This window comes from Streptomyces sp. NPDC050625, from assembly GCF_040654755.1.
Lineage (GTDB): Bacteria > Actinomycetota > Actinomycetes > Streptomycetales > Streptomycetaceae > Streptomyces.
The window spans coordinates 32650-53855 of sequence record NZ_JBFAIQ010000030.1 but is presented as its reverse complement, the minus strand read 5'-3'; the positions used below and the strand labels follow the sequence as shown (position 1 = coordinate 53855).

General features: G+C 71.7%; 16 protein-coding genes and 3 pseudogenes. 13 read left to right on the top strand and 6 right to left on the bottom strand.

The window, feature by feature from the left end; all coding sequences use genetic code 11:
- Positions 1-75 precede the first annotated feature (75 nt).
- Complete coding sequence (locus AB0I54_RS39300; RefSeq protein ID WP_363301107.1) at positions 76-1380, top strand: beta-ketoacyl-[acyl-carrier-protein] synthase family protein; 1305 nt, start codon at positions 76-78, stop codon at positions 1378-1380.
- Here AB0I54_RS39300 and AB0I54_RS39295 read toward each other — a convergent pair.
- A complete protein-coding gene (locus AB0I54_RS39295; protein WP_363301106.1) occupies positions 1377-3872 on the bottom strand; it encodes a Helicase associated domain protein in 2496 nt (831 codons plus the stop codon). The two genes, AB0I54_RS39300 and AB0I54_RS39295, sit on opposite strands and share 4 nt — an antisense overlap.
- A gap of 103 nt (positions 3873-3975) precedes the next feature.
- Positions 3976-4890 (bottom strand): DUF6424 family protein, encoded by a 915-nt coding sequence (locus AB0I54_RS39290; protein WP_363301105.1) that lies wholly within the window; start codon positions 4888-4890, stop codon positions 3976-3978.
- 339 nt (positions 4891-5229) lie between these two features.
- Here AB0I54_RS39290 and AB0I54_RS39285 point away from each other — a divergent pair, with 339 nt between their 5' ends.
- The 8 genes and pseudogenes from AB0I54_RS39285 (at position 5230) to AB0I54_RS39250 (ending at position 12190) form a co-directional block, all read left to right on the top strand.
- Positions 5230-5784, top strand: coding sequence for a hypothetical protein (locus AB0I54_RS39285; RefSeq protein WP_363301104.1), 555 nt, complete (start codon positions 5230-5232; stop codon positions 5782-5784).
- A 108-nt stretch (positions 5785-5892) separates the two neighbouring features.
- On the top strand, positions 5893-6540 hold the full coding sequence (locus AB0I54_RS39280) for a class F sortase (protein ID WP_363301103.1): 648 nt from the start codon (positions 5893-5895) through the stop codon (positions 6538-6540).
- 183 nt (positions 6541-6723) lie between these two features.
- The gene (locus tag AB0I54_RS39275; RefSeq protein WP_363301101.1) at positions 6724-7311 is read left to right on the top strand and encodes a hypothetical protein; all 588 of its coding nucleotides are present in this window, start codon (positions 6724-6726) and stop codon (positions 7309-7311) included.
- A gap of 30 nt (positions 7312-7341) precedes the next feature.
- The gene (gene pabB, locus AB0I54_RS39270; RefSeq protein WP_363301100.1) at positions 7342-9459 is read left to right on the top strand and encodes an aminodeoxychorismate synthase component I; all 2118 of its coding nucleotides are present in this window, start codon (positions 7342-7344) and stop codon (positions 9457-9459) included.
- Positions 9456-10469, top strand: a pseudogene (locus tag AB0I54_RS39265) (AMP-binding protein); the annotation flags it as partial. The gene pabB and the pseudogene AB0I54_RS39265, both read left to right, overlap by 4 nt.
- A 73-nt stretch (positions 10470-10542) precedes the next feature.
- A pseudogene (locus tag AB0I54_RS39260) lies at positions 10543-11064 on the top strand (FAD-dependent monooxygenase); the annotation flags it as partial.
- Positions 11065-11076: 12 nt separating this feature from the next.
- Positions 11077-11364: a hypothetical protein gene (locus AB0I54_RS39255; RefSeq protein ID WP_363301133.1), complete on the top strand. Its 288-nt coding sequence runs from the start codon at positions 11077-11079 to the stop codon at positions 11362-11364.
- Between the two features lie 21 nt (positions 11365-11385).
- Positions 11386-12190: pseudogene (locus AB0I54_RS39250) on the top strand (aminotransferase class IV).
- Between the two features lie 73 nt (positions 12191-12263).
- On the opposite strand, the gene AB0I54_RS39245 reads toward AB0I54_RS39250, so the two are convergent.
- Positions 12264-12749 carry a carboxymuconolactone decarboxylase family protein gene (locus AB0I54_RS39245; protein ID WP_363301099.1) on the bottom strand — a complete coding sequence of 162 codons (486 nt, stop codon included), beginning with the start codon at positions 12747-12749 and terminating at the stop codon, positions 12264-12266.
- Positions 12750-12861: 112 nt separating this feature from the next.
- Between AB0I54_RS39245 and AB0I54_RS39240 the strand changes: the two genes are divergently transcribed.
- Complete coding sequence (locus AB0I54_RS39240) at positions 12862-13335, top strand: SRPBCC domain-containing protein (RefSeq protein WP_363301098.1); 474 nt, start codon at positions 12862-12864, stop codon at positions 13333-13335.
- A 58-nt stretch (positions 13336-13393) separates the two neighbouring features.
- Here the strand turns inward: AB0I54_RS39240 and AB0I54_RS39235 are convergent, their stop codons facing one another.
- From AB0I54_RS39235 to AB0I54_RS39225, 3 genes are all read right to left on the bottom strand, one after another.
- On the bottom strand, positions 13394-14479 hold the full coding sequence (locus AB0I54_RS39235) for a glycerophosphodiester phosphodiesterase family protein (RefSeq protein ID WP_363301097.1): 1086 nt from the start codon (positions 14477-14479) through the stop codon (positions 13394-13396).
- Positions 14480-14871: 392 nt separating this feature from the next.
- Entirely contained in the window at positions 14872-15861 is a 990-nt protein-coding gene (locus tag AB0I54_RS39230) for an aldo/keto reductase (RefSeq protein WP_363301095.1), read from the bottom strand.
- A gap of 88 nt (positions 15862-15949) precedes the next feature.
- Positions 15950-17407, bottom strand: coding sequence for a cytosine permease (locus AB0I54_RS39225; RefSeq protein ID WP_363301094.1), 1458 nt, complete (start codon positions 17405-17407; stop codon positions 15950-15952).
- A gap of 270 nt (positions 17408-17677) precedes the next feature.
- Here AB0I54_RS39225 and AB0I54_RS39220 point away from each other — a divergent pair, with 270 nt between their 5' ends.
- The 3 genes from AB0I54_RS39220 (at position 17678) to AB0I54_RS39210 (ending at position 21192) form a co-directional block, all read left to right on the top strand.
- The gene (locus tag AB0I54_RS39220; RefSeq protein ID WP_363301131.1) at positions 17678-20293 is read left to right on the top strand and encodes a LuxR C-terminal-related transcriptional regulator; all 2616 of its coding nucleotides are present in this window, start codon (positions 17678-17680) and stop codon (positions 20291-20293) included.
- Positions 20290-20802, top strand: coding sequence for a hypothetical protein (locus AB0I54_RS39215; protein ID WP_363301093.1), 513 nt, complete (start codon positions 20290-20292; stop codon positions 20800-20802). The genes AB0I54_RS39220 and AB0I54_RS39215 overlap by 4 nt, the downstream gene beginning before the upstream one ends.
- A 183-nt stretch (positions 20803-20985) precedes the next feature.
- A complete protein-coding gene (locus AB0I54_RS39210; RefSeq protein WP_363301092.1) occupies positions 20986-21192 on the top strand; it encodes a hypothetical protein in 207 nt (68 codons plus the stop codon).
- Positions 21193-21206 lie beyond the last annotated feature (14 nt).

Below are 21206 nucleotides of genomic sequence, written 5' to 3'. Positions count from 1 at the left end.
TAGCGCGTTCGCCTCTCGGCCGAACGGAGTGGCCGAAGCGGGCGGAAGCGCACGGGCCATCGATAATCACCGCTCATGCAGCTGGTGAATCCACGGCGTTCCCTGCGGCGGCCGGCGGTGGCCGTCACGGGTCTGGGGCTGGTCACTCCGGCCGGTGTCGGCAGGGACGAGGCCTGGGCGGGGCTCTGCGCCGGGATCTCCACCGCCACGGCCGACCCGGGCCTCGACGGGCTGCCCGTCGCCTTCTCCTGCCGGGTTCCCGACGTCGACGTACGCACCCTGCTGGGGCACCGGCTCAGCCGCCGCCTCGACCGCTTCACCACTTTTGCGCTGCTCGCCGCCCGGGAGGCCGTGGCCGACGCCGGGCTCTGCCCGGGGGGCTGGGACGGAGCGCGCGTGGGCGTGGTGATGGGCGTCGGCACCGGGTCCATGCAGAGCTGGCAGGCCGAGTTCGACCGGCTCGCGGACCTGGAGCCGGAACGGATCTCACCCCTCGCCCTGCCCCGCAGCGTGCCCAACATGGCCGCGGCCGAGATCGCGCTCGACCTCGGTGCGACCGGCCCCAACATGGCGGTCAGCACCGCGTGCGCCTCGGGCACCAGCGCCATCGGCCTGGCCCGCGACTGGCTGCTGTCCGGTCACTGCGACCTCGTACTCGCCGGGGGCAGTGAGTCGGCCCGGCTGCGGATGACCGCCGCCTGCTTCGCCCAGATGCGGGCCCTGTCCCGCCGGGCGGGCGAGCCGCGGGCGGCATCGCGCCCGTTCGACCGGGACCGCGACGGATTCGTGCTCGGCGAAGGGGCCGCGGTCCTCGTCCTGGAGCGCACCGAGGACGCCCGCGCCCGGGGCGTACGCCCGCAGGCCCTGCTGTCCGGCTTCGGCGCGTCCTGCGACGCCCACCACTTCACCTCCCCGCACCCCGAGGGCGACGGCGCGGCACGCGCCATCAGCGGCGCCCTGACCGACGCCGGACTGGCCCCCGAGGACATCGATCACATCAATGCCCACGGCACTTCCACGCCTCAGGGAGACACGGCCGAACACAACGCGCTCCGCCGGGTCTTCCGCCGTCCGCCGCCCGTCACCGCCGTCAAGGGCACCATCGGCCATGCCATCGGCGGCGCCGGAGCCATCGAGGCGGCCTGTACCGTGCTGACGCTCCGGCACCAGGTCATCCCGCCCACCGCCAACCTGGACACGCTCGACCCGGCCATGGACCTGGACGTCGTGGCCAAGGCGCCTCGGTCGCACCGGATGGAGCACGCGGTGAGCAACTCCTTCGGATTCGGCGGGCAGAACGCCGTACTCGCCTTCACGGCCGCCTCGCCCCCACCGCCGCAGGCCGGCGCGCGCGTACCCGGCCCTCCGGTACCGCTCTAGGCCCAGCGCATGCCGAGGTCGGTCAGCTGCCGCACGCGTTCGGGGGCGAGCGCGGCGGCGCGGCTGCGCTGGTTGCTGATCCAGGCGCCGAGCCTGACCTGGCGGTCCTCGCCGGAGCCGACGGTGACGGTCTCCACGTGCTTGCGCGGGACGCCGAGATGGCCCTCGCGCTCGAAGAACTGCGCGGCGGCGGCGAGGTTGACCGCCCATTTGTCGGCGTGCGGCACACGTGGCTTCGGCCGCTGTGCCGCGGTGGCGGGCTCGATCCCCAGAACGTGCTCGCACAGCCACTGCTGACCGACGGTCAGCCCGTCCCAGCCGAGGCGCTGCGCAGCCACCCACCGGCCGAGGTCCTCTCCCTGCCGCACGGCCTCACCCGCGGCGGTGGGCAGCTGTCCGCCCTCCTCCAGATGGAGCCGGGTGAGATGGAAGCGGCGTTGCCACTCCACCGGCCAGGCGGGGCACCAGGCGGGGTCGATCTCGTCGAGCTGCTCGCGGCGCTCCTCGGACAGCGCACCCGTCGCCGGTGCCGCCGTCGTGTCCTTCTCCGGCCGCTCCTCGTCCTCGGCCGCCCTCCGGGCGGCGGCGCGCTGGTTCTTCAGCCAGATACCGATCCTGAACCCCTGGTGCGTGGCGTCGTGGGGGGCCAGCAGGTGCCCGTGCTCGGCCGCCCACGCGCGGGCGGCGGTGAGCCCCTCCTCCCAGGCGAGGTCGAAGTGGGACCAGACCATGCCGAGCTGTTCGAGCTGACGGGCGCGGTCGTCGTCGAGCGTGCCGCGGGCACGGAAGCGGCGGGCGTCGGCGATCCACTGTCCGAGCGGGAACCCGGCGAGCGAGACCGGCCACCCCTCGGCCGCCGCCTCCTCGCCCCCGGGCACCCGGAACGTGAACGGCACCCGCAGATCGCCGTGCACGCGCGCGTAGAGACCGGCCGCCTCGACGCCGCGCCGCCAGTGCGCGTGCTCCGGGTTGATCACCCGCAGTTCGATGAAGGCGGCCAGCCGGGCCGGATCACGCGGCGTGGAGAACTTCAGCAGGGCCCTGGCCGGGGCGCTCACGCCCGGGAGTTCCGCGTCGCCGTGCTCCTCGCCCGCCCCGCCCACGTTGCGGCCCTTGGGGGAGTGGCTGGGCACCTGCGGCTCCGCCAGGCGTTCCACGATCCGCGCGTCATGGGCGCGCAGCGCCTCCAGGAGCCGGGCAAGGCCCGCATAGGCCCGGCTGGTGAGCATGTTGTCGGGTGTCTCGCCCGGCCCGAGCAGCACCGGCACCACCAGCGACGCGGTCTTGCCCTCACCGGGCCGGATGCGCAGCGCGCGCCCCACGGCCTGCACGAGGTCGGGCATGGAGCCGCGGACGTCGGCGAAGTACACCGAGTCGCAGTGCTTGGTGTCGACGCCCTCGCCGAGCACCCGCACCGAGCTGAGGAAGGCCCTGGTGCCCCGGCCGCCGACCCGCGCGAAGTCGTCCAGGACCCGGCGCCGGTGCTGGGGCGCGTGGTCGCCGCACAGCCAGTCGGCCCACACCGTGCGCGGGTAGCGGCCGGGCTCGGCCGTGTGCAGCTGTGCCGCGACCGCCGGCAGACCGGTCGCGAAGGCCTCGGCCTCCCGCACGAGGTGGTGGAACACGAGCGTGCGCCGCAGCCCCTCCTCGCCGGCCGCCTTCACCAGGGCGGCCTGCAGAGCGGCGAGCCGGGCCCCGCGCATCTCGTCCGTGCGGCCCTCCATGCCGAGCAGCTGGGCGGCCTGCAGCTGGGTGTCGGTGACGTCCACGCACACGACCTGGTACGGCGCGCAGATCCCCCGGTCGATCGCCGCCGACAGCGTCAGCGTGTGGCAGCGGGCGCCGAAGGGACCGTCCGGGTCGTCGTCCATGGAGGCGACCAGCTCACCGGGCACCCCCTGCGCCGGCTGGTCCTCCTCCGGCTGCCACAGCCGGGGCGTCGCGGTCATGTACAGCCGCCGCAGCGACGGAATCCTCGCGTTGTCGTGCACGGCCGCCCACGGCTTGCCGATCCGCCCCGAGGTCCGGTGCGCCTCGTCGACCACGATCAGATCCCAGCCCGGCAGACCGGCGGCGTGCGCCCGCTCCAGCGTGCCCAGACCGAGGGAGGCGTACGTCGCGAAGACCGTGACCTTGTCGAAGGGGCGCACCCAGGCGACCAGTTCCCCCGCGTCCGTGGTGTTCGGGAACACCGCCTGGTCGCCACGGAGCGAGGACACCCCGATCATCGGCCCCCGGCGGCCGCCCGCACGCCACGCCGCCTCCGTCTGGGCGAGCAGGTCCAGCGACGGCACCAGCACCAGCACCCGGCCCGCGCGCAGCTCCTCGGCGCCACGGACCGCCACGAGGGTCTTCCCGGACCCGGTCGCCATGACCACCTGGGTCCTGAGGCCACGCGGGGGCAGGGACGCTCCTGTCGGCGGCTGGAGTGCGCGTACCACCGCGTCCACGGCTTCGCGCTGGTGGGGGCGTAGTCTCACGCAAGCGACCATAGTCCACCGGACACCCACACATCGGGCCCCGTCGGCGAGGCCGACGAGGCCCGTGGCGAGGACGGCGAAGGGGCTGGATCCCAGAGGTTCGAGGCGGCGGGTCCTAGGCGGAGCGCCGGTCCCCCCGAGGGTGCGTGCCGCCGTGTCGTGCCGCATGGCCGGCCGGCACGGCGGCAGCGGCAGCGGTGCGGCTGCCGGGGGTGATCTGCGCCGAGAACGCCTGGAGGGCGGCCGAGCTGTTGGGCGGCAGCACCGCCATCAGCCCGAGGTCCTGCGCCCGGGCCAGCGCCGGGGCCGCCTCGCTGCCCTCGGGCACGAAGGCCAGCCGCACATGCCCGTCGCCGGAGCCGCGCCGGTCCACCGGAGCGACGGCGCCGTGCGTGCCGTCGGGCAGGGTCACCCACAGCTGGAAGTCGTCGTACCGGACGAAGTCGGCGCCCTTGACCGGCCAGGGGTAGTGGTGCTCGCCGGGCACCTTGGGCAGGATCCCCTGGTGGTTGCCACGGCTCATAGGCACGCAGGCGTTGAAGAGGGAGTCGGTCCACGCCTCGACGCCGTCGGCGTCCTCGACCGGGGTGCGCAGCAGTTCCTCCGCCTCCTCGTAGCCCAGGTCCCGCAGTGCGGGCAGGGTCAGCGGGAAGGCGTCGAGGAGTTCGGCCGCCTCCCGCCGGAGCCGGTCGACCTTCACCGGTTCCGCGCAGAACTGCATGCTCCACTCGATGCCCACCCGGGCGCGGTACATCCGCCAGCCGCTGTTCCCCTTGACCCAGAGGCTGCCGCCGTGGTGCATCTCCCAGGGCTCCGGGGCGGGCGGCCGCGGGCCGTAGGGCAGGTCGTCGTCGCTCACCTCACGCAGGATCTGCTGTGCGGCCCGCTTCGCCGCGCGGAAGAAGGAGGACTCGAAGCGCTTGGGATGCTCGACCAGACGTATGCGCCAGGGATGGTTCTCCGATTCGACTCCGCCGGGCGGGAGCGTGACCGGTTTGCGGGCCTTCCCTCGCGTAGGGGCGACGGTCATGGCTTGCCTCCTCGTGCCGACCGCGGGCTCGCGTCCGGCCCGCGGCGCCAACTACCCCTGTGTTCATCGTGCGCCCGGAAAACGGGGACGTCGACTCGAACGGAGCAGTCCGGCGTGCACGGCTCGGCAGACCGGTTCCGCACCGGTACCGCCCGCTCATACCGCCATCCGTGTCTCGGATCCCGGCGCGGAAGGGGCTGGCCGGGGTGTGTTGGTAACCCGGCTGGGCGGCCCGGATGGTGTGCTTCGGGGGCCTGACTGACGGTGGTTCATGTCGGGGCCGGGTGATTCCAGCTGATGGAGTGTCGGCTGCCCGGGCCACGGCGGAAGGACTCCCACATGCGTTCTGCCCGCATGATCCTGGCCACGGCGGCCGCGACCGCCGCCCTCGCGATCGCCGCTCCAGTGGCCCTTGCCTCCGGAGGTGACGAAAGCCATGACGACTCCTCCTACAGCAAGGAGGACAGCAATTCGCACGGCAAGGGCGACTCCCAGAGCAAGGGGGACTCTCACGGCAAGGGCGATTCTTACAGCAAGGAGGACGAGGACGACGGCAGCGGCGACGAGCCACGCGGCGGCATGCACACGGGTGGCGGTGCGCTCGCCATGCTGAGCAGCGACGACAGGAGCTCGGACGGCGACAACAGCAAGTACGACCCCGAGACCTACAAGAACAAGGACTCCGGCAACGACAGCGACGAGGGGTCGGACAGCGACCGCGGCAAGGACTCGTGGGGCGACGACTCCGACAAGCCCAGCGGCGGCATGCACACCGGCGGCGGCGGCCTGGCCGCACCGGGCGGAGTCACCACGGGCGGGCTGGCGGTACTGGCCGTCGGTGCCACCGGCCTGTACGCGCTGCGCCGCAAGAAGGCCGCCGAGCAGGCCTCCTGACCCGCGTCCGACCGAGCCGAGGCCGCCGCCGTGTGCGCACCGCGCCGGCGGTCGGCTTCCCCTCCGCCATGACCTCTCTGCTGCCGTGACCTAGTGAGGTGGAGTCCGATGGCAGCTTCTCCGTCCGCGACCCCCGGCGAGCCGGAGCCGGGCGCACCGGACGCCCGCTCCGGCATGCGCATGGTGATGTGGGCTGTCGCGATCCTGCTCGTGGCCGCCAGTGCGATCGGCGGTCATGGCAAGTCGTCCGACACCTCGCAGGCCGGCGGGTCCTCGCCCACCGCGCACCCGGTCGGCAGACATCTGCCCCGCTCCTCGCCGACGCGCCTGCTCATCCCGAAGATTGACGTGGACGCACCCTTCACCACCCTCACCATCGGCCCGTCGGGGCAGCTCCTGCCACCGCCCGGGGACGATGTGAACCTCGTCGGCTGGTACGCCAAGGGAGTCTCGCCCGGAGAGGCGGGCACCGCCATCATCGCCGGGCACGTCGACACGACCACGTCCGCCGCCGTCTTCGCCGACCTCGGGGAGCTGGAGACCGGGGACCGCTTCTCGGTGGCACGGGCCGACGGGAAGAACGCGACCTTCGTGGTCGACAGCGCCGAGACCTTCGAGAAGGACCAGTTCCCCAGCCACCGGGTGTACGGCGACACACCCCGCGCCGAGGCACGCCTCATCACCTGCGCCGGGGACTACGACCGGGCGGTCGGGGACTACACCGAGAACCTCGTCGTCTTCGCCCACCTCGTCTGACCACCCGCCCCGCGCCTGCCCGTCCCCGAGGACGGCGGGCCGGGGCGGTCGCTTTTGTTCGGGTGGTCGAACTTTGAATGCCGCAGACGCCCCAGAAAAGCCAGCAAACGGTTGCTATCCGGACAGTTGAAAATACTCGTTGAATGTTTGAACGTGCTGTGACGGTTGTGCGTAATCAATGGCGTGACCAGGAATCCCGTAACCGTCACCGTGGCATATCACGTGATGCCGGGCCGTGAGGCCGACTTCCATGCCTGGGGGTGGGCCGTGCTGCGCGCGGGTGCCGGTCAACCGGGGTTCCTCGGGGGCGGCGTACTGGTCGACGGAGGCGCGGAGTGGCACGTGGTCTACCGCTTCCGCACCTCCAACGACGCCCGGACCCGGGAGAACTCCTTGTCGTGGGCCCAGTGGTCGGCACGGGCCGACGGGCTGGCCCGGGAGACGGGACGCCGGGTCATGGAGGGGTCCAAGACCTGGTTCGACTCCCAGACCGCCCGGAACCCGGCGCGCGAGGCACCCCGCCCGCCACCGAAATGGAAGCTGTGGTTCGTGAATATGAGCGCGGTTTTCCCGAAGGTGCTCCTATTCAATCTGATAGCGCTCCCCTATCTCGGCGGCCTCAATCCGCTGATCCGCACACTGGTGCTCTGCCTGTGCGTGACGGCGCTCGTCACCTGGATTCTGATGCCGCGACTTCAGCGTTTCTTCAAGAAATGGCTGTATCCGCCGCTGCAGGCATTGCGCGGCCGGCACAAACGCCGTACCGCCTAGGCCCGAGAACGACGCAAGGGAGGTGAGCGGGTGAAGACCCTGCTCATCGACAATTACGACTCGTACACGTACAACCTGTTCCAGCTGATCGCCGACGTGAACGGCGAGGAACCGGTGGTCGTGCTCAACGACACCCCGGCCGACGACCTCCCCGACCTGCGCGCTTTCGACAACATCGTGGTGTCGCCGGGGCCGGGACACCCCGCCGAGCCACGGGACTTCGGCATCGCCGGCCGGGTCCTCGCCGAGGCCCAGGTCCCGGTGCTCGGCGTCTGCCTGGGCCACCAGGGCATCGCGGCGGGAGAAGGAGCCCGCGTGGAGCCCGCGCCACAGCCCCGGCACGGGCACCTCACCGCGGTACGGCACGACGGTCAGGGCCTGTTCCACGGGCTGCCGCAGAACTTCACCGCCGTGCGCTACCACTCGCTGGCCGTCGCCGAGCCACTGCCCGGCACCCTCCGGGCCACGGCCTGGGCCGAGGACGGGGTCCTCATGGGCCTGCGGCACCGCAGCCGGCCCCTGTGGGGCGTGCAGTTCCACCCCGAGTCCGTTCTCACCGACCACGGCCACCGCCTGCTGATGAACTTCCGCAACCTCACGGCGGAACGCACCCGCAGGACCCGTACGAAGAACACCACGATCACCCCGACCGCCGCGGCGATCCCCCGCCCCCGCCGGTCCGTCGTCCCCACCTACCGGCTGCACCACCGCAGCATCGCCACCGCCGTCGACACCGAGGCGGCCTTCACCCGGCTCCACGCCGAGGTGCCCAGGGCCTTCTGGCTCGACAGCTCCCTCGTCGAACAGGGCCGCTCCCGCTTCTCGTTCTTAGGCGACGGCTCCGGTCCGCTCAGCGAGTTCGTGCGGTACGACGTCGACGCCGGCGTCTGCGAGGTCGAACGGCCCGGACGCCCGCCGCGCAAGGTCCGGGCGAGCGTATTCGACTATCTCAAACGGCAGTTGGCGACCCGGCGGGTCGACGGCACCGGACTGCCCTTCGACCTCACCGGCGGATACGTCGGCTACTTCGGCTACGAGACGAAGGCCGACTGCGGCTCCCCCAACCGCCACCGGGCCCGAACACCCGACGCCTGCTGGCTGTTCGCCGACCGGCTGGTCGTCGTGGACCACGAGGAGGAGGCCACCTACGCCGTCTGTCTGGCCGAGGACACCCCCCAGGCCGCGCGCGAGGCCGAGGACTGGCTCGACCAGACCCTCGCCCAGCTCACCTTCGTCGCCCCGGACCCGGCCGCCGCAACCGCACCGGCCGTCCCCTACGCCCGCGCCGCCGAACCCTGGCTGGTGCGCGACCGGGCCACCTACCTCGCGGACATCGAGGCCTGCCAACAGGAACTGAGGGCGGGCACCAGCTACGAGGTCTGCCTCACCGACGCCGCCCGGGTTCCCGCACCGTACGACCCGTACGACTTCTACCGGGTGCTGCGGCGCATCAACCCGGCACCGTACGCCGCCTTCCTGCGCTTCGGGGAGCTCGATGTGGCCGGCTCCTCGCCCGAGCGCTTCCTGCGGATCACCTCGGACGGCATCGCACAGGCCAAGCCGATCAAGGGCACCGCCGCCCGCGGCGCCACCCCGGAGGAGGACGACCGCCTGCGGGACGCGCTGGCCACCGACGAGAAGACCCGCGCCGAGAACCTGATGATCGTCGACCTGCTCCGCAACGACCTGGGCCGGGTCTGCGAGACAGGAACGGTACGGGTCTCCCGCCTCATGGCCACCGAGACGTACGCCACCGTGCACCAACTGGTCTCCACCGTCGAGGGACGGCTGCGCGAGGGCACCGCCGCCGTGGACTGCGTACGCGCCTGCTTCCCCGGCGGCTCCATGACCGGCGCGCCCAAGCTGCGCACCATGGAGATCATCGACGCGCTGGAGACCGAGGCCCGCGGCGTGTACTCCGGCGCCCTCGGCTACTTCGGCTGTGGCGGCGGCGCCGACCTCGGCATCGTCATCCGCACCGCCGTGTTCAGCGGCGGCCGGATGCACCTCGGGGCCGGCGGAGCGATCGTCCTCGACTCCGACCCGGCCGCCGAGTACGACGAGATGCTGCTCAAGGCGGCCGCGCCGATGCGCGCCCACCGGGAACACAGCTCGCTCCCGGCCCCCGAACAGGAGCGGACCCGATGACAACACCGCAACCCACCCTGAGCCCCGCCGACACCGGCGCGCCCGGCAACCTGGCCGCCCACCTGGCCGAGCTCGCCGAGCGGCGCGGGTGGATGGGCCGGCCCGCCTTCCACCAGGGCCACGGCTCCTGGACCCACGGCGAGGTGCACGACCGCGCCGCCCGCGCGGCCACCGTGCTCGCCGGACACGGCGTAGGCCCCGGCGACCGGGTGCTGCTCGCCCTGCCCGACTCCATGGCCTGGGTGATGGCCTTCCTGGCCACCGCCCGCCTCGGTGCCGTCGCCGTCCTGGTCAACCCCGAACTCACCCCGCCCGAGCTGGAGTTCATGGCCGACGACACCGAGGCCGCGCTGTGCGTGACCGGACCGGGCCTCGACGAGCGCTTCCCGCGCCGCGCCCGCCTCGGCGCCGACCAGCTCGTCGCGCTCACCCGCGGCGCCGAGCCGATGACCACCGCCCACCAGGCCCACGCCGACACCCCGCTGTACCTCCAGTACACGTCCGGAACGACCGGCCGGCCCAAGGGAGTCGTGCACTGCCACGGCGACCCGAGGACGTACCACGACCTCATCGGCAGACGGCTGCTGCGCATCACCCAGGACGACGTCACCCTGTCGGTGTCCAAGCTGTACTTCGCCTACGGCTTCGGCAACGCCTTCGTCTTCCCGCTCTTCTCCGGCTCCTCCGCCGTCCTGGTCGACCGCCGCCCGACCCCGGCCGCCGTGGACGACCTCGTCGTACGGCACCGGGTGACCCTGCTCTACTCCGTGCCCTCCGCGTACGCGGCCCTGCTGGCGGAGCGCGCGGAGGGGCACGAGGCGTGCTTCGCGTCCGTCCGGGCCGCCATTTCCGCGGGCGAGGGCCTGCCCGCCGATCTCGGCCGCCGGATCACCGAACTGCTGGGCGCGCCCGTCCTGGAGCAGATCGGCTCGACGGAGGCCGGGCACGCGTTGACCCGGCGCACCCTCTACCGGGGCCGCGAGGTGTACGCCCGCACCTTCCTGCCCCCGTCCGGGCGGCCCCCCTTCACCAGCCTGCGCCAGGTGGACGCGCTTCCTGCTCGCCGCCTGCGAGGAGGCCGGGGTGGAGCTCGAGTGGGAGGCCCGGGTCGAGGGCGTACGGGCCATGCCGACCGGCGTCGTCCTGACCGCGGAGGACGGCCGGACCTGGACCGGCACCCATGTCGTCGCCGCGGACGGAGCCCGCTCCACCGTCCGGCGTCAACTCGGCATTCCACTGGAGGGCAGCCACGGCAACGGCTTCCATGTCGTCGTCGACATCGCCGACATCCCGGGCGCCGAACTCCCGCTGGAGCGGGTCTTCCACTACGAGCACCCCGGCACCTCGGGCCGCAGCGTCATGCGCATCCCCTTCACCGGGGGCTTCCAGCTCGACCTCCAGTGCCACGACGACGACGCCCACGAGGCGTGCGGCACCGAGGAGGCGGTACGGGGGTGGCTGCCCTCGGTCGTGGGGGAGGGGTACGAGGACCGCATCCTGTGGGTGTCGACGTACCGCTTCCTGCACAAGGTAGCGGCCTCCTTCACCGATCCGCGGCGCAGGGTGCTCCTCGTCGGTGAGGCGGCCCATCTGTTCCCGCCGTTCGGGGCGCGGGGCATGAACAGCGGGATCGCGGACGCGGCGGCCGCCGCCACGGCCGCTGCCGCCGGAACCGTCGCGGCCGTGGCGGAGTTCGCCGAGGTCCGCCGGGCGGCCGCCCTGTTCAACAGCGCCGCCGCCGGTACCGCACTGGACCATCTGCGGCCCAGGCGCAGGATCGTCCGGGTGAAACAGCGCGCGGCCGCCGCACTCGCACCCGTCCTGCCGTGGTGCGGTGCCTGGCTGGAGCACGCACCCTACGGACCCCGCAACGGCGCGCCGGCCGTCGCGGGCCGGAAGTACTGAGGTGCCGAGGAAGGTGTACCGATGACACAACCGACCCTCACCGAGGGGCTCTTGGCCTGGAGCCCGGGCGGTGGCCTGACGCCCTGCCCGCCGGCCGACGGGCGGCTGCTCGTCGCCGACTCGTGGCTGCTGCGCGAGGGACGCATGCGGGGCCACGAGCGCCACCGGGAACGCTTCCTGCGCGCCTGCGCCGACTGCGAGGGCGCCGGAGGTCCGCCGCTGCGCCGGCTCGTGGAGTTCTGGCAGGACGTGACCGCGGCGCTGCCACGCGTCGGCGATTGGTTCCCCCGGGTCGAACTCGCCTCTGGATCACAGCAGTTGAGGCTTCTTCTGCGGCCCGCCCCGCCCCTTGCGCAGGACGTACGGGTGTGGGCGACCGGGCAGCCCGATCCCCGCACGCTCCCGCGCCGCAAGGGACCGGACCTGCCCGCCCTGGCCCGCCTGCGGGAGCGGGCCGTCGCACACGGCGCCGACGAGGCCGTCCTGGTCGCGCCGACCGGGCTGGTGCTGGAGGCCGCGACGGCCAGTCTGGTGTGGTGGGAGGACGACGTCCTGTGCCTGCCGCCGCCTCAGCTGCCCGTCCTGGCCGGTGTCACGATCGGGCTCGTCCAGGAACGCGCGCGGAAGTCGGGCGTGCGCGTCGCCCATCGCGAACGGACCCTCGCGGAACTGGACGGCAGGGAAGTCTGGGTGGTGAACGCGCTGCACGGAATCCGGCCCGTCACGGCCTGGCTGGGCCGGCCGATGAATGCGGGGTCCGCGGTGCGCGCCGGAATGGAGAGCGTGGCTCGATGAAATGATGGAGCCGCTTTCCCGGGCGCGCTGAAATACGCGATGAAAGCGCGCCGGACCTGATCCGTAAAAGGGCCGGCGCGATTGACCGTGCGCGGATTTCCGTTCTACTCCGGGGTGGGCTGATAGGCGCCCGGAACCATACGGGTCGCAATGGCGATCCGGTTGTACGCATTGATCACCGTGGCCGCCCAGATGAGTGCGGCGAGCTGCGGCTCGTCGAACACCTCGGCCACCTCCGCGTAGACCTCGTCCGGTACGTGGCCGTCCCGCACCAGCGTGACCGCCTCGGTCAACGCCAGTGCGGCACGCTCCCGTCGAGAGAAGAACGGGGTCTCGCGCCAGGCGTTGAGCGCGTAGATCCGCTGCTCCCTCTCACCCGCGGCGCGCGCGTCCTTGGTGTGCATGTCCAGGCAGAAAGCGCACCCGTTGATCTGTGACGCCCGAATTCTCACGAGCTCCAGCAGTTCGGGCTCCACCTTGGCTTCCTGCGCGGCGGCCACCGCGGCACCGTGCAGGGCGCCCATTGCTCCGGATACGGCGGGTGTGACTTTCTTCAGGGCGACGCGGGCGGGGGAGATGGTTGTTGTCATGGGTGCAACTCTATATGCGGAAAGGAGAAAGCGAGCGAGGGTTATGAGAACCAGAAATCCCGGAATTCTTTCGGCGGGCGCGGTGGGAGGCCGGGCGGAGTAGCTTGAGGGCATGTACGCCACGCGAGTCTCCCGGCATCTGCAGGCGCCGCCGGCCGTCGTCTACCGGGCCCTGGTCGACCCGGACGCGATCGCCGTCTGGCGCGTACCCGACGGCATGACCGCCCACGTCCACGCGTTCGACGCCCGCGAAGGCGGCGCCTTCCGTGTTTCGCTCGTCCACGACGAGCAGGGCGTCCCCGGAAAGTCCGGCGGACGCACGGACACGTACCGAGGGCACTTCGCGCGCCTGGTACCGGACCAACTGGTCGTAGAGGAAATCGAGTTCGAGTCCGACGACGACGCCCTGCGCCGCCCGATGACCCTGACCACCTCGCTGACCGGGGCCGACGGCGGGACCGATGTCGTCATGGTGCACGAGGGGATCCCCGACGAGATCCCCCAGGCGGACAACGAACTCGGCACCCGCATGGCCCTCGACAAGCTCGCCCGGCTGGTCGAGCGGACCGGACCGGCGACCGCCTGACCGCAAGCACAGGGCCGCCGCGGCGGGCTCCGTCGTGCGTGCTCAGGGTCGTGCGTGCTCAGGCTTCCCGGTGCGGGTGGTACGGCCGGGGCAGGCGCATCCCACGGTCGGCCATGATCTGCCGCACGTGGTTGGGGTAGTTGGTGATGATGCCGTCGACGCCGAAGTCCATCAGCGCCTCCACGGTGGCCGGGTCGTCGCAGGTCCAGGGCACGACCTTGAGACCCCGGGCGTGTGCCTCGGCGACCATGGCGGCGTCCGAGTAGAAGCGGAAGCCCGGGTCGCCGACCTTGCCGCTCTGCGGGAAGCCGTAGTTGGGGGAGAGGGTCGTGACACCCGGGATCGTGGCGGCCGCCTTGACGAAGTCGCCGTCGTAGTCGTCCGCGTCGATCCCGCCGAGCCACGGCGAGGCACCGGGCTGACCGACCTGCAGGAAGTCGTAGTTGGTGAGCGCCACCAGGGGCCACTTGGGGGCGAGCCGGTGCATCACCTTCAGCGCGCCCCAGTCGAAGGACTGGATGGTGACCTGGTCCTCGATGCCCGAGCGGTGGATCTCCTCGTACACGCGGCGGACGAACAGCTCGCGCGGCGCGGTCTGTTCGGGCGCGTCGGCCTCGACCTTCGTCTCGATGTTCAGGTTGACCTGTTTGGCGTGATAGCTCTTGACCAGGTTCAGGACGTCCTTCAACTCGACCATCCGGAACCCCTTGACGACCTCCTGCTCGGGGAAGCCGGGCAACTGCTGGTAGCCGCAGTCCATGGTCTTGATCTGGGCCAGCGTCAGATCCTTGATGTACTTCCCGACGTACGGGTACATCGGGTCGCCGGGCGTGACCGGCGCGGTGTCACGGCACTTCACGGCGCTGATCTGCCGGTCGTGGTTGACCACGACCTTCTGGTCCTTGGTGACGTGGGTGTCCAGCTCCAGCGTGGACACCCCGAGGCGCATCGCCTTGCCGAACCCCTCCAGGGACTCCTCGGTGGTCATGCCGATACCGCCCCGGTGGGCCTGGAGATCGAAACGGGCCTGGAGGGCCGGTACCGGCGGCACACCGGCAGGGCCGGACGTCGTCGCGTGGGCGGCCACCGGGAACGCGAACACCGGCACCAGCGCCAGGCCGGCGAGGATGTGTCTTGCGGACATGAAACCTCACTCGTGTCGGTTCGGGCGGAGAGCCGACGGTAGTCCCGCCCCGCACCCGCGGAAGGGCGTGGGCGTGATGCTCCTGTGAACGGCGCGTTGCGCGCCGCGGTCGGCCGCTCCCCGCGGAACCTGTGAGTCCGGCCGATGCGCTTACCGGGCACGGGGAGTTCGACGCAGCATGGGCGACTCACCCCCCTTCGACTCCCGCGCCGACGTACCTGTCCTCACCGGCAACCGCAAGGGCGAGAACGGCGGGGCCATGATCCTCGACGAGTACCGGGCCTACGACGAGTACCGGGCCCACGCCGCCTCGGAGTTCGGCCCGGTCGGGCTGACGGACACCATCCTCGTCGGCCGAGTCCCCGCGCCGGCAAGGGGGTACACGGCCCGCGCTAGAGGTTCACGCTCCTCATGCCGGCCTCGTTGTAGCGCTCGCCCGACACCTGCGGGAGTTCGGCGTCGATGCGGGACAGGTCTTCCTTGGTGAGTTCGACGTCCACCGCGGCGGCGTTCTGCTCCAGGTAGGTGCGTCGCTTGGTGCCCGGGATCGGGACCAGGTCGTCGCCCTGTGCCAGGACCCAGGCGATCGCCAGCTGTGCCGGGGTCACGTCCTTCTCCGCGGCGATCTCCTTCACCTTCGCGGCGAGGCGCAGGTTGGCGTCCAGGTTGTCGCCGGTGAAGCGGGGACCGGTGCGGCGGAAGTCGCCCTCTTCGAGGTCTTCGGGGGAGGAGAACCGGCCCGCGAGGAAGCCGCGGCCCAGCGGGGAGTAGGGGACGAAGCCGATCCCGAGTTCCCGGCACGTGGGCAGCACCTCGGCCTCCGGGTCCCGCGTCCACAGCGAGTACTCGGTCTGCAGCGCCGTGATCGGGTGGACGGCGTTGGCCCGGCGGAGGGTCTCGGGACTGGCCTCGCTCAGGCCGATGTGACGGATCTTGCCCTCCGCGACCAGCTCCCCGAGGGCACCGACGGTCTCCTCGATCGGCACATCGGGGTCGACGCGATGCTGGTAGTACAGGTCGATGTAGTCGGTCCCGAGCCGCTTCAGCGAGCCATGGACCGAGCTGCGTACGTGCTCGGCGGAGCCGTCCTGCCGGCCGACGGTGCTCATGTCGCCCGGAACGGCGTCGTCCATCCGGTAGTTGAACTTGGTGGCGACGACGTACTCGTCGCGATGCCCCTTGATCGCCTCGCCGACCAGGCTCTCGTTGGTGAGCGGCCCGTACAGCTGCGCGGTGTCGAGGAAGTCGATGCCCAGTTCGAGTGCGCGCCGGATGGTCCTGATGCCCTCGTCATGATCGGTGGAACCGTAGAACGCGGACATGCCCATGCAGCCGAGGCCGATGGCGGATACCCGGAGGTCTCGCAGAGTGCGCTGTTCCATGGGAGTTCCAGCCTTTCCTTGCTTTCCTTGCGAAAACGATCGTCGTGCCGTTACGTCCGGGACGTTAGGACTTGGAGTGCTCTCGAAGTCAAGGCGAGGGTTCGCGGTGTTCGTGCGCGGCCCGTTCCAGCTCGATCGCCTCCGCCGCGGCCACCCGCTGCTCGGCCGCCACGTCGATCGACCGGGTCAGCCACCAGTACAGCAGCGCCGAGACCGGCAACCCGATGAACAGGGAGATGTCCGCGCCGTCGAGCGCCTTGGCCGCGGGGCCGACAAAGAGCGTGCCGACCGAGAAGAAGGGAATCATGACGGCGAATCCCACCAGGTAGGAGACGATGCCGTGCACACCCCAACGGCCGTAGATGCCGTGCGGGTTGAAGATCTCGGCGATGGCGTAGTGCCCGCGCCGTACGACGTAGTAGTCCATGAGGTTCACCGCGGTCCACGGGATGAACAGATAGAGCACCAGCAGCAGGAAGTTGTTGAAGTTCTGCAGGAAGTGGGAGGTCGCGGCCAGCGCTCCGACCAGGGAGAGCGCCGCGGTGAGCCCGATGGTCAGCAGCCGCACACCGAGCGTCGGCCGCACCCGTCTGAACGAGTCGATCGCGCTGATGAGCGTCAGCGACCCGCCGTACATGTTCAGCGCGGTGACCGACACCAGCCCCAGCGCTGCGAACAGCAGCACGATCGCGCCGAAGCCGCTGAACACCTCGTCGCCGGCCGCGTCGATCGACGCGATCGTCTCGAAGCCCTTGCCGGCCCAGGCGGCCAGCAGCGCCCCGAGGACCATCAGCCAGATTCCGCCGAGTGCCGACCCGAAGTAGGTCCAGTAGAAGGTCTTGCGGACCGTCACATCCGGGGGGAGATAGCGCGAGTAGTCCGAGACGTAGATGGCCCAGCTGATCTGGTAGCCGGCGACCACGCCGAACTGTGCGAGGAACGGGGTCCACTTGAAGCCGCTCAGGTCGAAGGAGCCCGGCGGATAGTGCAGATGGACCAGGACGCCCACGGTGAAGATCCCGAAGACGACCAGGAAGGTGTACGTCAGGATCCGCTCGGCCTTGTGGATGATGTCGTAGCCCACCAGCGCGACGACCAGGGCGATCACGGTGACCACGGCCACCCACAGCTTGACGCCCCCGTGCAGCGTGGTGTGCAGGGCCTGCCCGGCGAGGATGGTGTTGAACACGTTGAAGCCCGCGTACTGCACATACGCGAACAGCCACACCAGCAGGGCCCCGACATAGCCGAACTGCGGCCGTGACTGGATCATCTGGGGCAACCCGAGCTGCGGACCCTGGGCCGAGTGGAAGGCCATGAAGAACGTGCCGACGAGGGTGCCCGTGACGATCGCCAGCAGTGACCAGATGAGGTTGCCGCCCTCGGTGATGCCGATCAATCCGACCGCCAGCGTGGCGATCTGCGCGTTCGACATGAACCACAGCGGGCCCAGGTGCCACAGCTTGCCGTGGCGCTCGTCCAGGGGGACGTAGTCGATGGACCGGATCTCCAGGCCCGACACCCGTGGCTGCGCTGAGGTGGTCACGGTGCCTCCTGAGTGCCTCCTGAGTGCTGGTACACCTCTGTGGCCACATTCCTCCGCGGGGCCCCACCGGTCAATCGGACCCGATCGACCGGATGGTGCGGCACGTGAGTCCTGCGCATGTGTGGGATGTGAGTTCTGCGCGCATCTGGGATGAATGGGATCATTGAGCCGGAATGCGCTGCCCATGGCCTGATGGACGGGGTGGTGAGTGCAGTGGCCGCGGTTGATGAGAACGAGGAGGGATCGGCGACCGACGCGTACGTCGATCCCATGGGAGAACCGTTTCTTCAGACACGGTTCGCCCTGCCTACGGTGCCTGCCACCTTCCTTCGGCGCGAGCGCCTGGCGGGCCACCTCGACCAGGCGCTGCGGACGCCGCTGACGGTCGTCAACGGCGCGGCCGGGGCCGGCAAGACCCTGCTGGTCGCCGACTGGGCCGCGGGCATCGAGGAGACGGTCGCCTGGCTCACCAGCGACGCGGGCGACCAGGGCCCCGGCATGTTCTGGGCCTATCTGCTGCAGGCCCTGCGCGCCGTCGGCGTGCCGGTGTCCGGCGAGGTCGGCTGCCCGGCGGACGCGACCCGGGTGGACCACAAGCTCCTGGCGCGGCTCGCCGCCGAGCTGAGCGGCCGCGAGCGCCCGGTGGTGGTCGTGCTCGACGAGTACGACCACGTGAGCGCGCCGGAGATCGCGGACCAGCTGGAATTCGTCCTGCACCACGCGGGGAGCGGCATGCGGCTGGTCCTGGTCACCCGCACCGAACCGCTGCTGCCGCTGCACCGCTACCGGGCGGCGGACGCCATGACCGAGATCCGCAACGCCGAGCTCGCCTTCACCCCCGAGGAGGCGGCCACCCTGCTGGAGCTGCACGGATTGGCCCTTCCCGTGGAGGCCGCAGGCACCCTGGTGGACCGCACCCGGGGATGGGCCGCGGGGCTGCGGCTGTGCGCCCTGGCCGCTCAGGAGAGCCCCGATCCCGCGACGTACCTGAAGGAGTTCGAGGCCGACCGCAGCGCGGTCGCCGACTTCCTCCTCGCGGAGGTGCTCAGACAGCAGACGGACCGGACACAGGACCTCCTGCTGCGGGTCAGCGTCCTGGACCGGTTCTGCCCCGACCTCGCCGAGGCACTGACCGGGCAGGCCGGTGCCGCGTCCGTCCTGGCCGAGCTGCACCGCCAGAACGCCTTCGTCGAGCACCTCGGACACACCTGGTACCGGCTCCACCCGCTGTTCGCGGAGATCCTCCGGGCCCATCTGCGGGCGCGTTCGCCCGGTCTGGAACCGGAACTCCACCGGCGGGCCGCCAAGTGGCTGCGCGGCTCCGGCTCCCTGCCGGAGACCCTGGCCCATGGCGCGGCCGCGGGCGACTGGGAGTTCACCGCGGGCGCCCTCGTCGACGACCTGGCGATCGGGCAGCTCTTCACCGGCCTGCGCTGCGACGACCTGACCGAACTGTTCTCCCGGATGGGACCGGAGACCACCAGCCCCGCGGCGGAGCTGGTCCGCGCCGCGCGCGACCTGTCCCGGCACGACCTCGACCGGGGCCTGACCCATCTGCGCCAGGCCGAGGACCGGCTCGCCGCGGACGGGTCCGACGTGACGGCGTGGCTGAGCTGCGCGCTGCTGGAAGCCCTGGCGGCCCGGCTCACGGGTTCTCCCCGCATGGCCGAGAAGGCCGTGGAGACGGCCGAGGAGCTACGCCACGAGATACCCGCCCACCTGCTGGAGAAGCACCCCGAGCTGACCGCCCTGCTGCTGACGCACCTGGGTTCGGTGCGCCTGTGGGCCGGGTGCTTCGACGACGCGTGCGCCGCCCTGTCCTCGGTGGTCGGCGGCCCCGGCGGAGCCTCGACGGCACTGCCCCGGGAGGAGTCCCTGGGCCATCTGGCACTGATCGACTACCTCAACGGCTGGCCCGGCCGGGCCGAGCGCAAGGCACTGGCGGCGATGACGGAGACGGAGCGGGTCGGCCTGCCCCAGCCGTCCGGCTGCGGCATCGGGCGGCTGGTCCTGGCCGCCGTGGCCGTCGACCGGGACGAACTGGCCCGGGCCCAGGCGTTCCTCGACGAGGCGGCCGACGCCAGCCCCGACGTCCAGGACCCCGTGACCGCGGCGGGCCGGTCCATCGCGGCGGCGCGTCTGCTGCTGGCGCGGGGAGACGCGCAGGCCGCCGTGGCGGCGGCCGACCCCGCCGTCCCCGCCGACGTTCCCTCGCCCTGGGCAAAGGGCCACGCGGCGCTCATCACCTCCGCCGCCCACCTCGCCGAAGGGCGGCCCGACAGCGCCGCGGAGGTGCTGGAGCAGGTGCCCTACGACGACCAGCCGGCGTGCGCCGTGCAGGTGGCGCGCGCCCATCTCGCCGCGGGGCGCCGCCGGGAGGCGATCGATCTGCTCGACCACCTGTGCACCAAGGGCCGGTCCGGTCCCGCGGTCACCGTCCGGGCCGCGCTGGTACGCGCCCAGGCCGCCGACGAGGAGGGGGACACGGACACCGCCCGCAGACTAGTCGCCCAGGCACTCCGGGAGGCCCGGCGGGAACGGCTGCGGCGGCCGTTCCTCGAAGCCGGACCACGCGTCCGGCGGCTCCTGTGCACGGCCCCGCTCCAGGGACTGACCGAGGGCTGGCTCACCTCCGACGGTCCACGGCACGGCGGGCCGCCGCGGATCACCGTGGAGCCCGCGCCGTTCATCGTGGAGGAGCTGAGCGGACGCGAGCGCGACGTGCTGCAACGGCTGGCCCAGATGATGTCCACGGAGGAGATCGCCGCCGACCTGTTCGTCTCGGTGAACACCGTCAAGACCCACCTCAAGAGCGTCTACCGGAAACTCGCGGTGAACCGGCGCAGCGACGCCGTGCGCCGGGCACGCGAACTGGGACTGCTGTGACTCCACCGGCGTCCGCGGGGGCACGCCGTGCCGAGCGCCGGGCCCATGCCGACTACACGGGCGGCGTCTACGGCTCCATGCTCGCCGCCTCCGTGGTGGCCGGCGCCAGCCTCCTGGGCGCGTTCCCGCGCGTGGAACTCATGCTGTTGCTGCTGCTCACGGGCGTGGTGTTCTGGGTCGCGCATGTGCATGCCGAGCTGTTCGGGGAGCGTCTGGCACAGATGGCCCTGGACCGCCGGACCGTCCTGCACGTGTGCCGCAACGAGTGGCCCATCGTTAAGGCCGCCGTCCCGCCGGCTGCGGCGGTGGCCGTGAGCCCGCTGCTGGGCCTCGGCCTGCCGGGCACGCTCTGGCTGGCGCTCGCGGTGGCCGTGGCCGGGCAGGTGGGCTGGTCGGTGGCGGCGGCCCGGCGCGCGGGTGCCTCCTGGCGGCAGTCGGCCGCCACCGCCGTGGTCAACCTCGTCCTCGGCCTGCTGATCATCGCGTTCAAGCTGGCCCTGAAGGCTTGAACGCCCGAACGCCCGAACGCCCGAACGCCCGAACGCCCGAAGGCCCGAAGGCCCGACGGCCCGAAGCTGCGAAGCCCTGGCAGGTCACCCGAACCGGGTGAGGCCGGACGCCACCCCGAGGCGGACGATCACAGACAGGGGGAACGGTCCGCCTGCCCCGGACAGCCCGCGGGAGAGCCGCTCATGCGCTACGAGATCCGCATCGAAGGACACCTGTCCGACACGCTGGCCAAGGCCTTCCCCGAGCTGGACCATGCGGCGCTGGCCGGTCAGACGGTTCTGATCGGCCCGGTCGTCGACGAGGCCCACTTCTACCGGCTGCTGAAGCGCTGCCAGTCGCTGGGGCTGCGCGTGCTGGAGATGCGGCGGCTGCCGGAACGGCCGGCGTGAGCTTCACGGCCGGC

Bases quoted from the DNA above. Each gene is read 5' to 3' on its own strand.
- AB0I54_RS39300 (WP_363301107.1), top strand. From the start codon at position 76: ATGCAGCTGGTGAATCCACGGCGTTCCCTGCGGCGGCCGGCGGTGGCC.
- AB0I54_RS39295 (WP_363301106.1), bottom strand. From the start codon at position 3,872: ATGGTCGCTTGCGTGAGACTACGCCCCCACCAGCGCGAAGCCGTGGAC.
- AB0I54_RS39290 (WP_363301105.1), bottom strand. From the start codon at position 4,890: ATGACCGTCGCCCCTACGCGAGGGAAGGCCCGCAAACCGGTCACGCTC.
- AB0I54_RS39285 (WP_363301104.1), top strand. From the start codon at position 5,230: ATGCGTTCTGCCCGCATGATCCTGGCCACGGCGGCCGCGACCGCCGCC.
- AB0I54_RS39280 (WP_363301103.1), top strand. From the start codon at position 5,893: ATGGCAGCTTCTCCGTCCGCGACCCCCGGCGAGCCGGAGCCGGGCGCA.
- AB0I54_RS39255 (WP_363301133.1), top strand. From the start codon at position 11,077: ATGAACAGCGGGATCGCGGACGCGGCGGCCGCCGCCACGGCCGCTGCC.
- AB0I54_RS39245 (WP_363301099.1), bottom strand. From the start codon at position 12,749: ATGACAACAACCATCTCCCCCGCCCGCGTCGCCCTGAAGAAAGTCACA.
- AB0I54_RS39240 (WP_363301098.1), top strand. From the start codon at position 12,862: ATGTACGCCACGCGAGTCTCCCGGCATCTGCAGGCGCCGCCGGCCGTC.
- AB0I54_RS39235 (WP_363301097.1), bottom strand. From the start codon at position 14,479: ATGTCCGCAAGACACATCCTCGCCGGCCTGGCGCTGGTGCCGGTGTTC.
- AB0I54_RS39230 (WP_363301095.1), bottom strand. From the start codon at position 15,861: ATGGAACAGCGCACTCTGCGAGACCTCCGGGTATCCGCCATCGGCCTC.
- AB0I54_RS39220 (WP_363301131.1), top strand. From the start codon at position 17,678: ATGGGAGAACCGTTTCTTCAGACACGGTTCGCCCTGCCTACGGTGCCT.
- AB0I54_RS39210 (WP_363301092.1), top strand. From the start codon at position 20,986: ATGCGCTACGAGATCCGCATCGAAGGACACCTGTCCGACACGCTGGCC.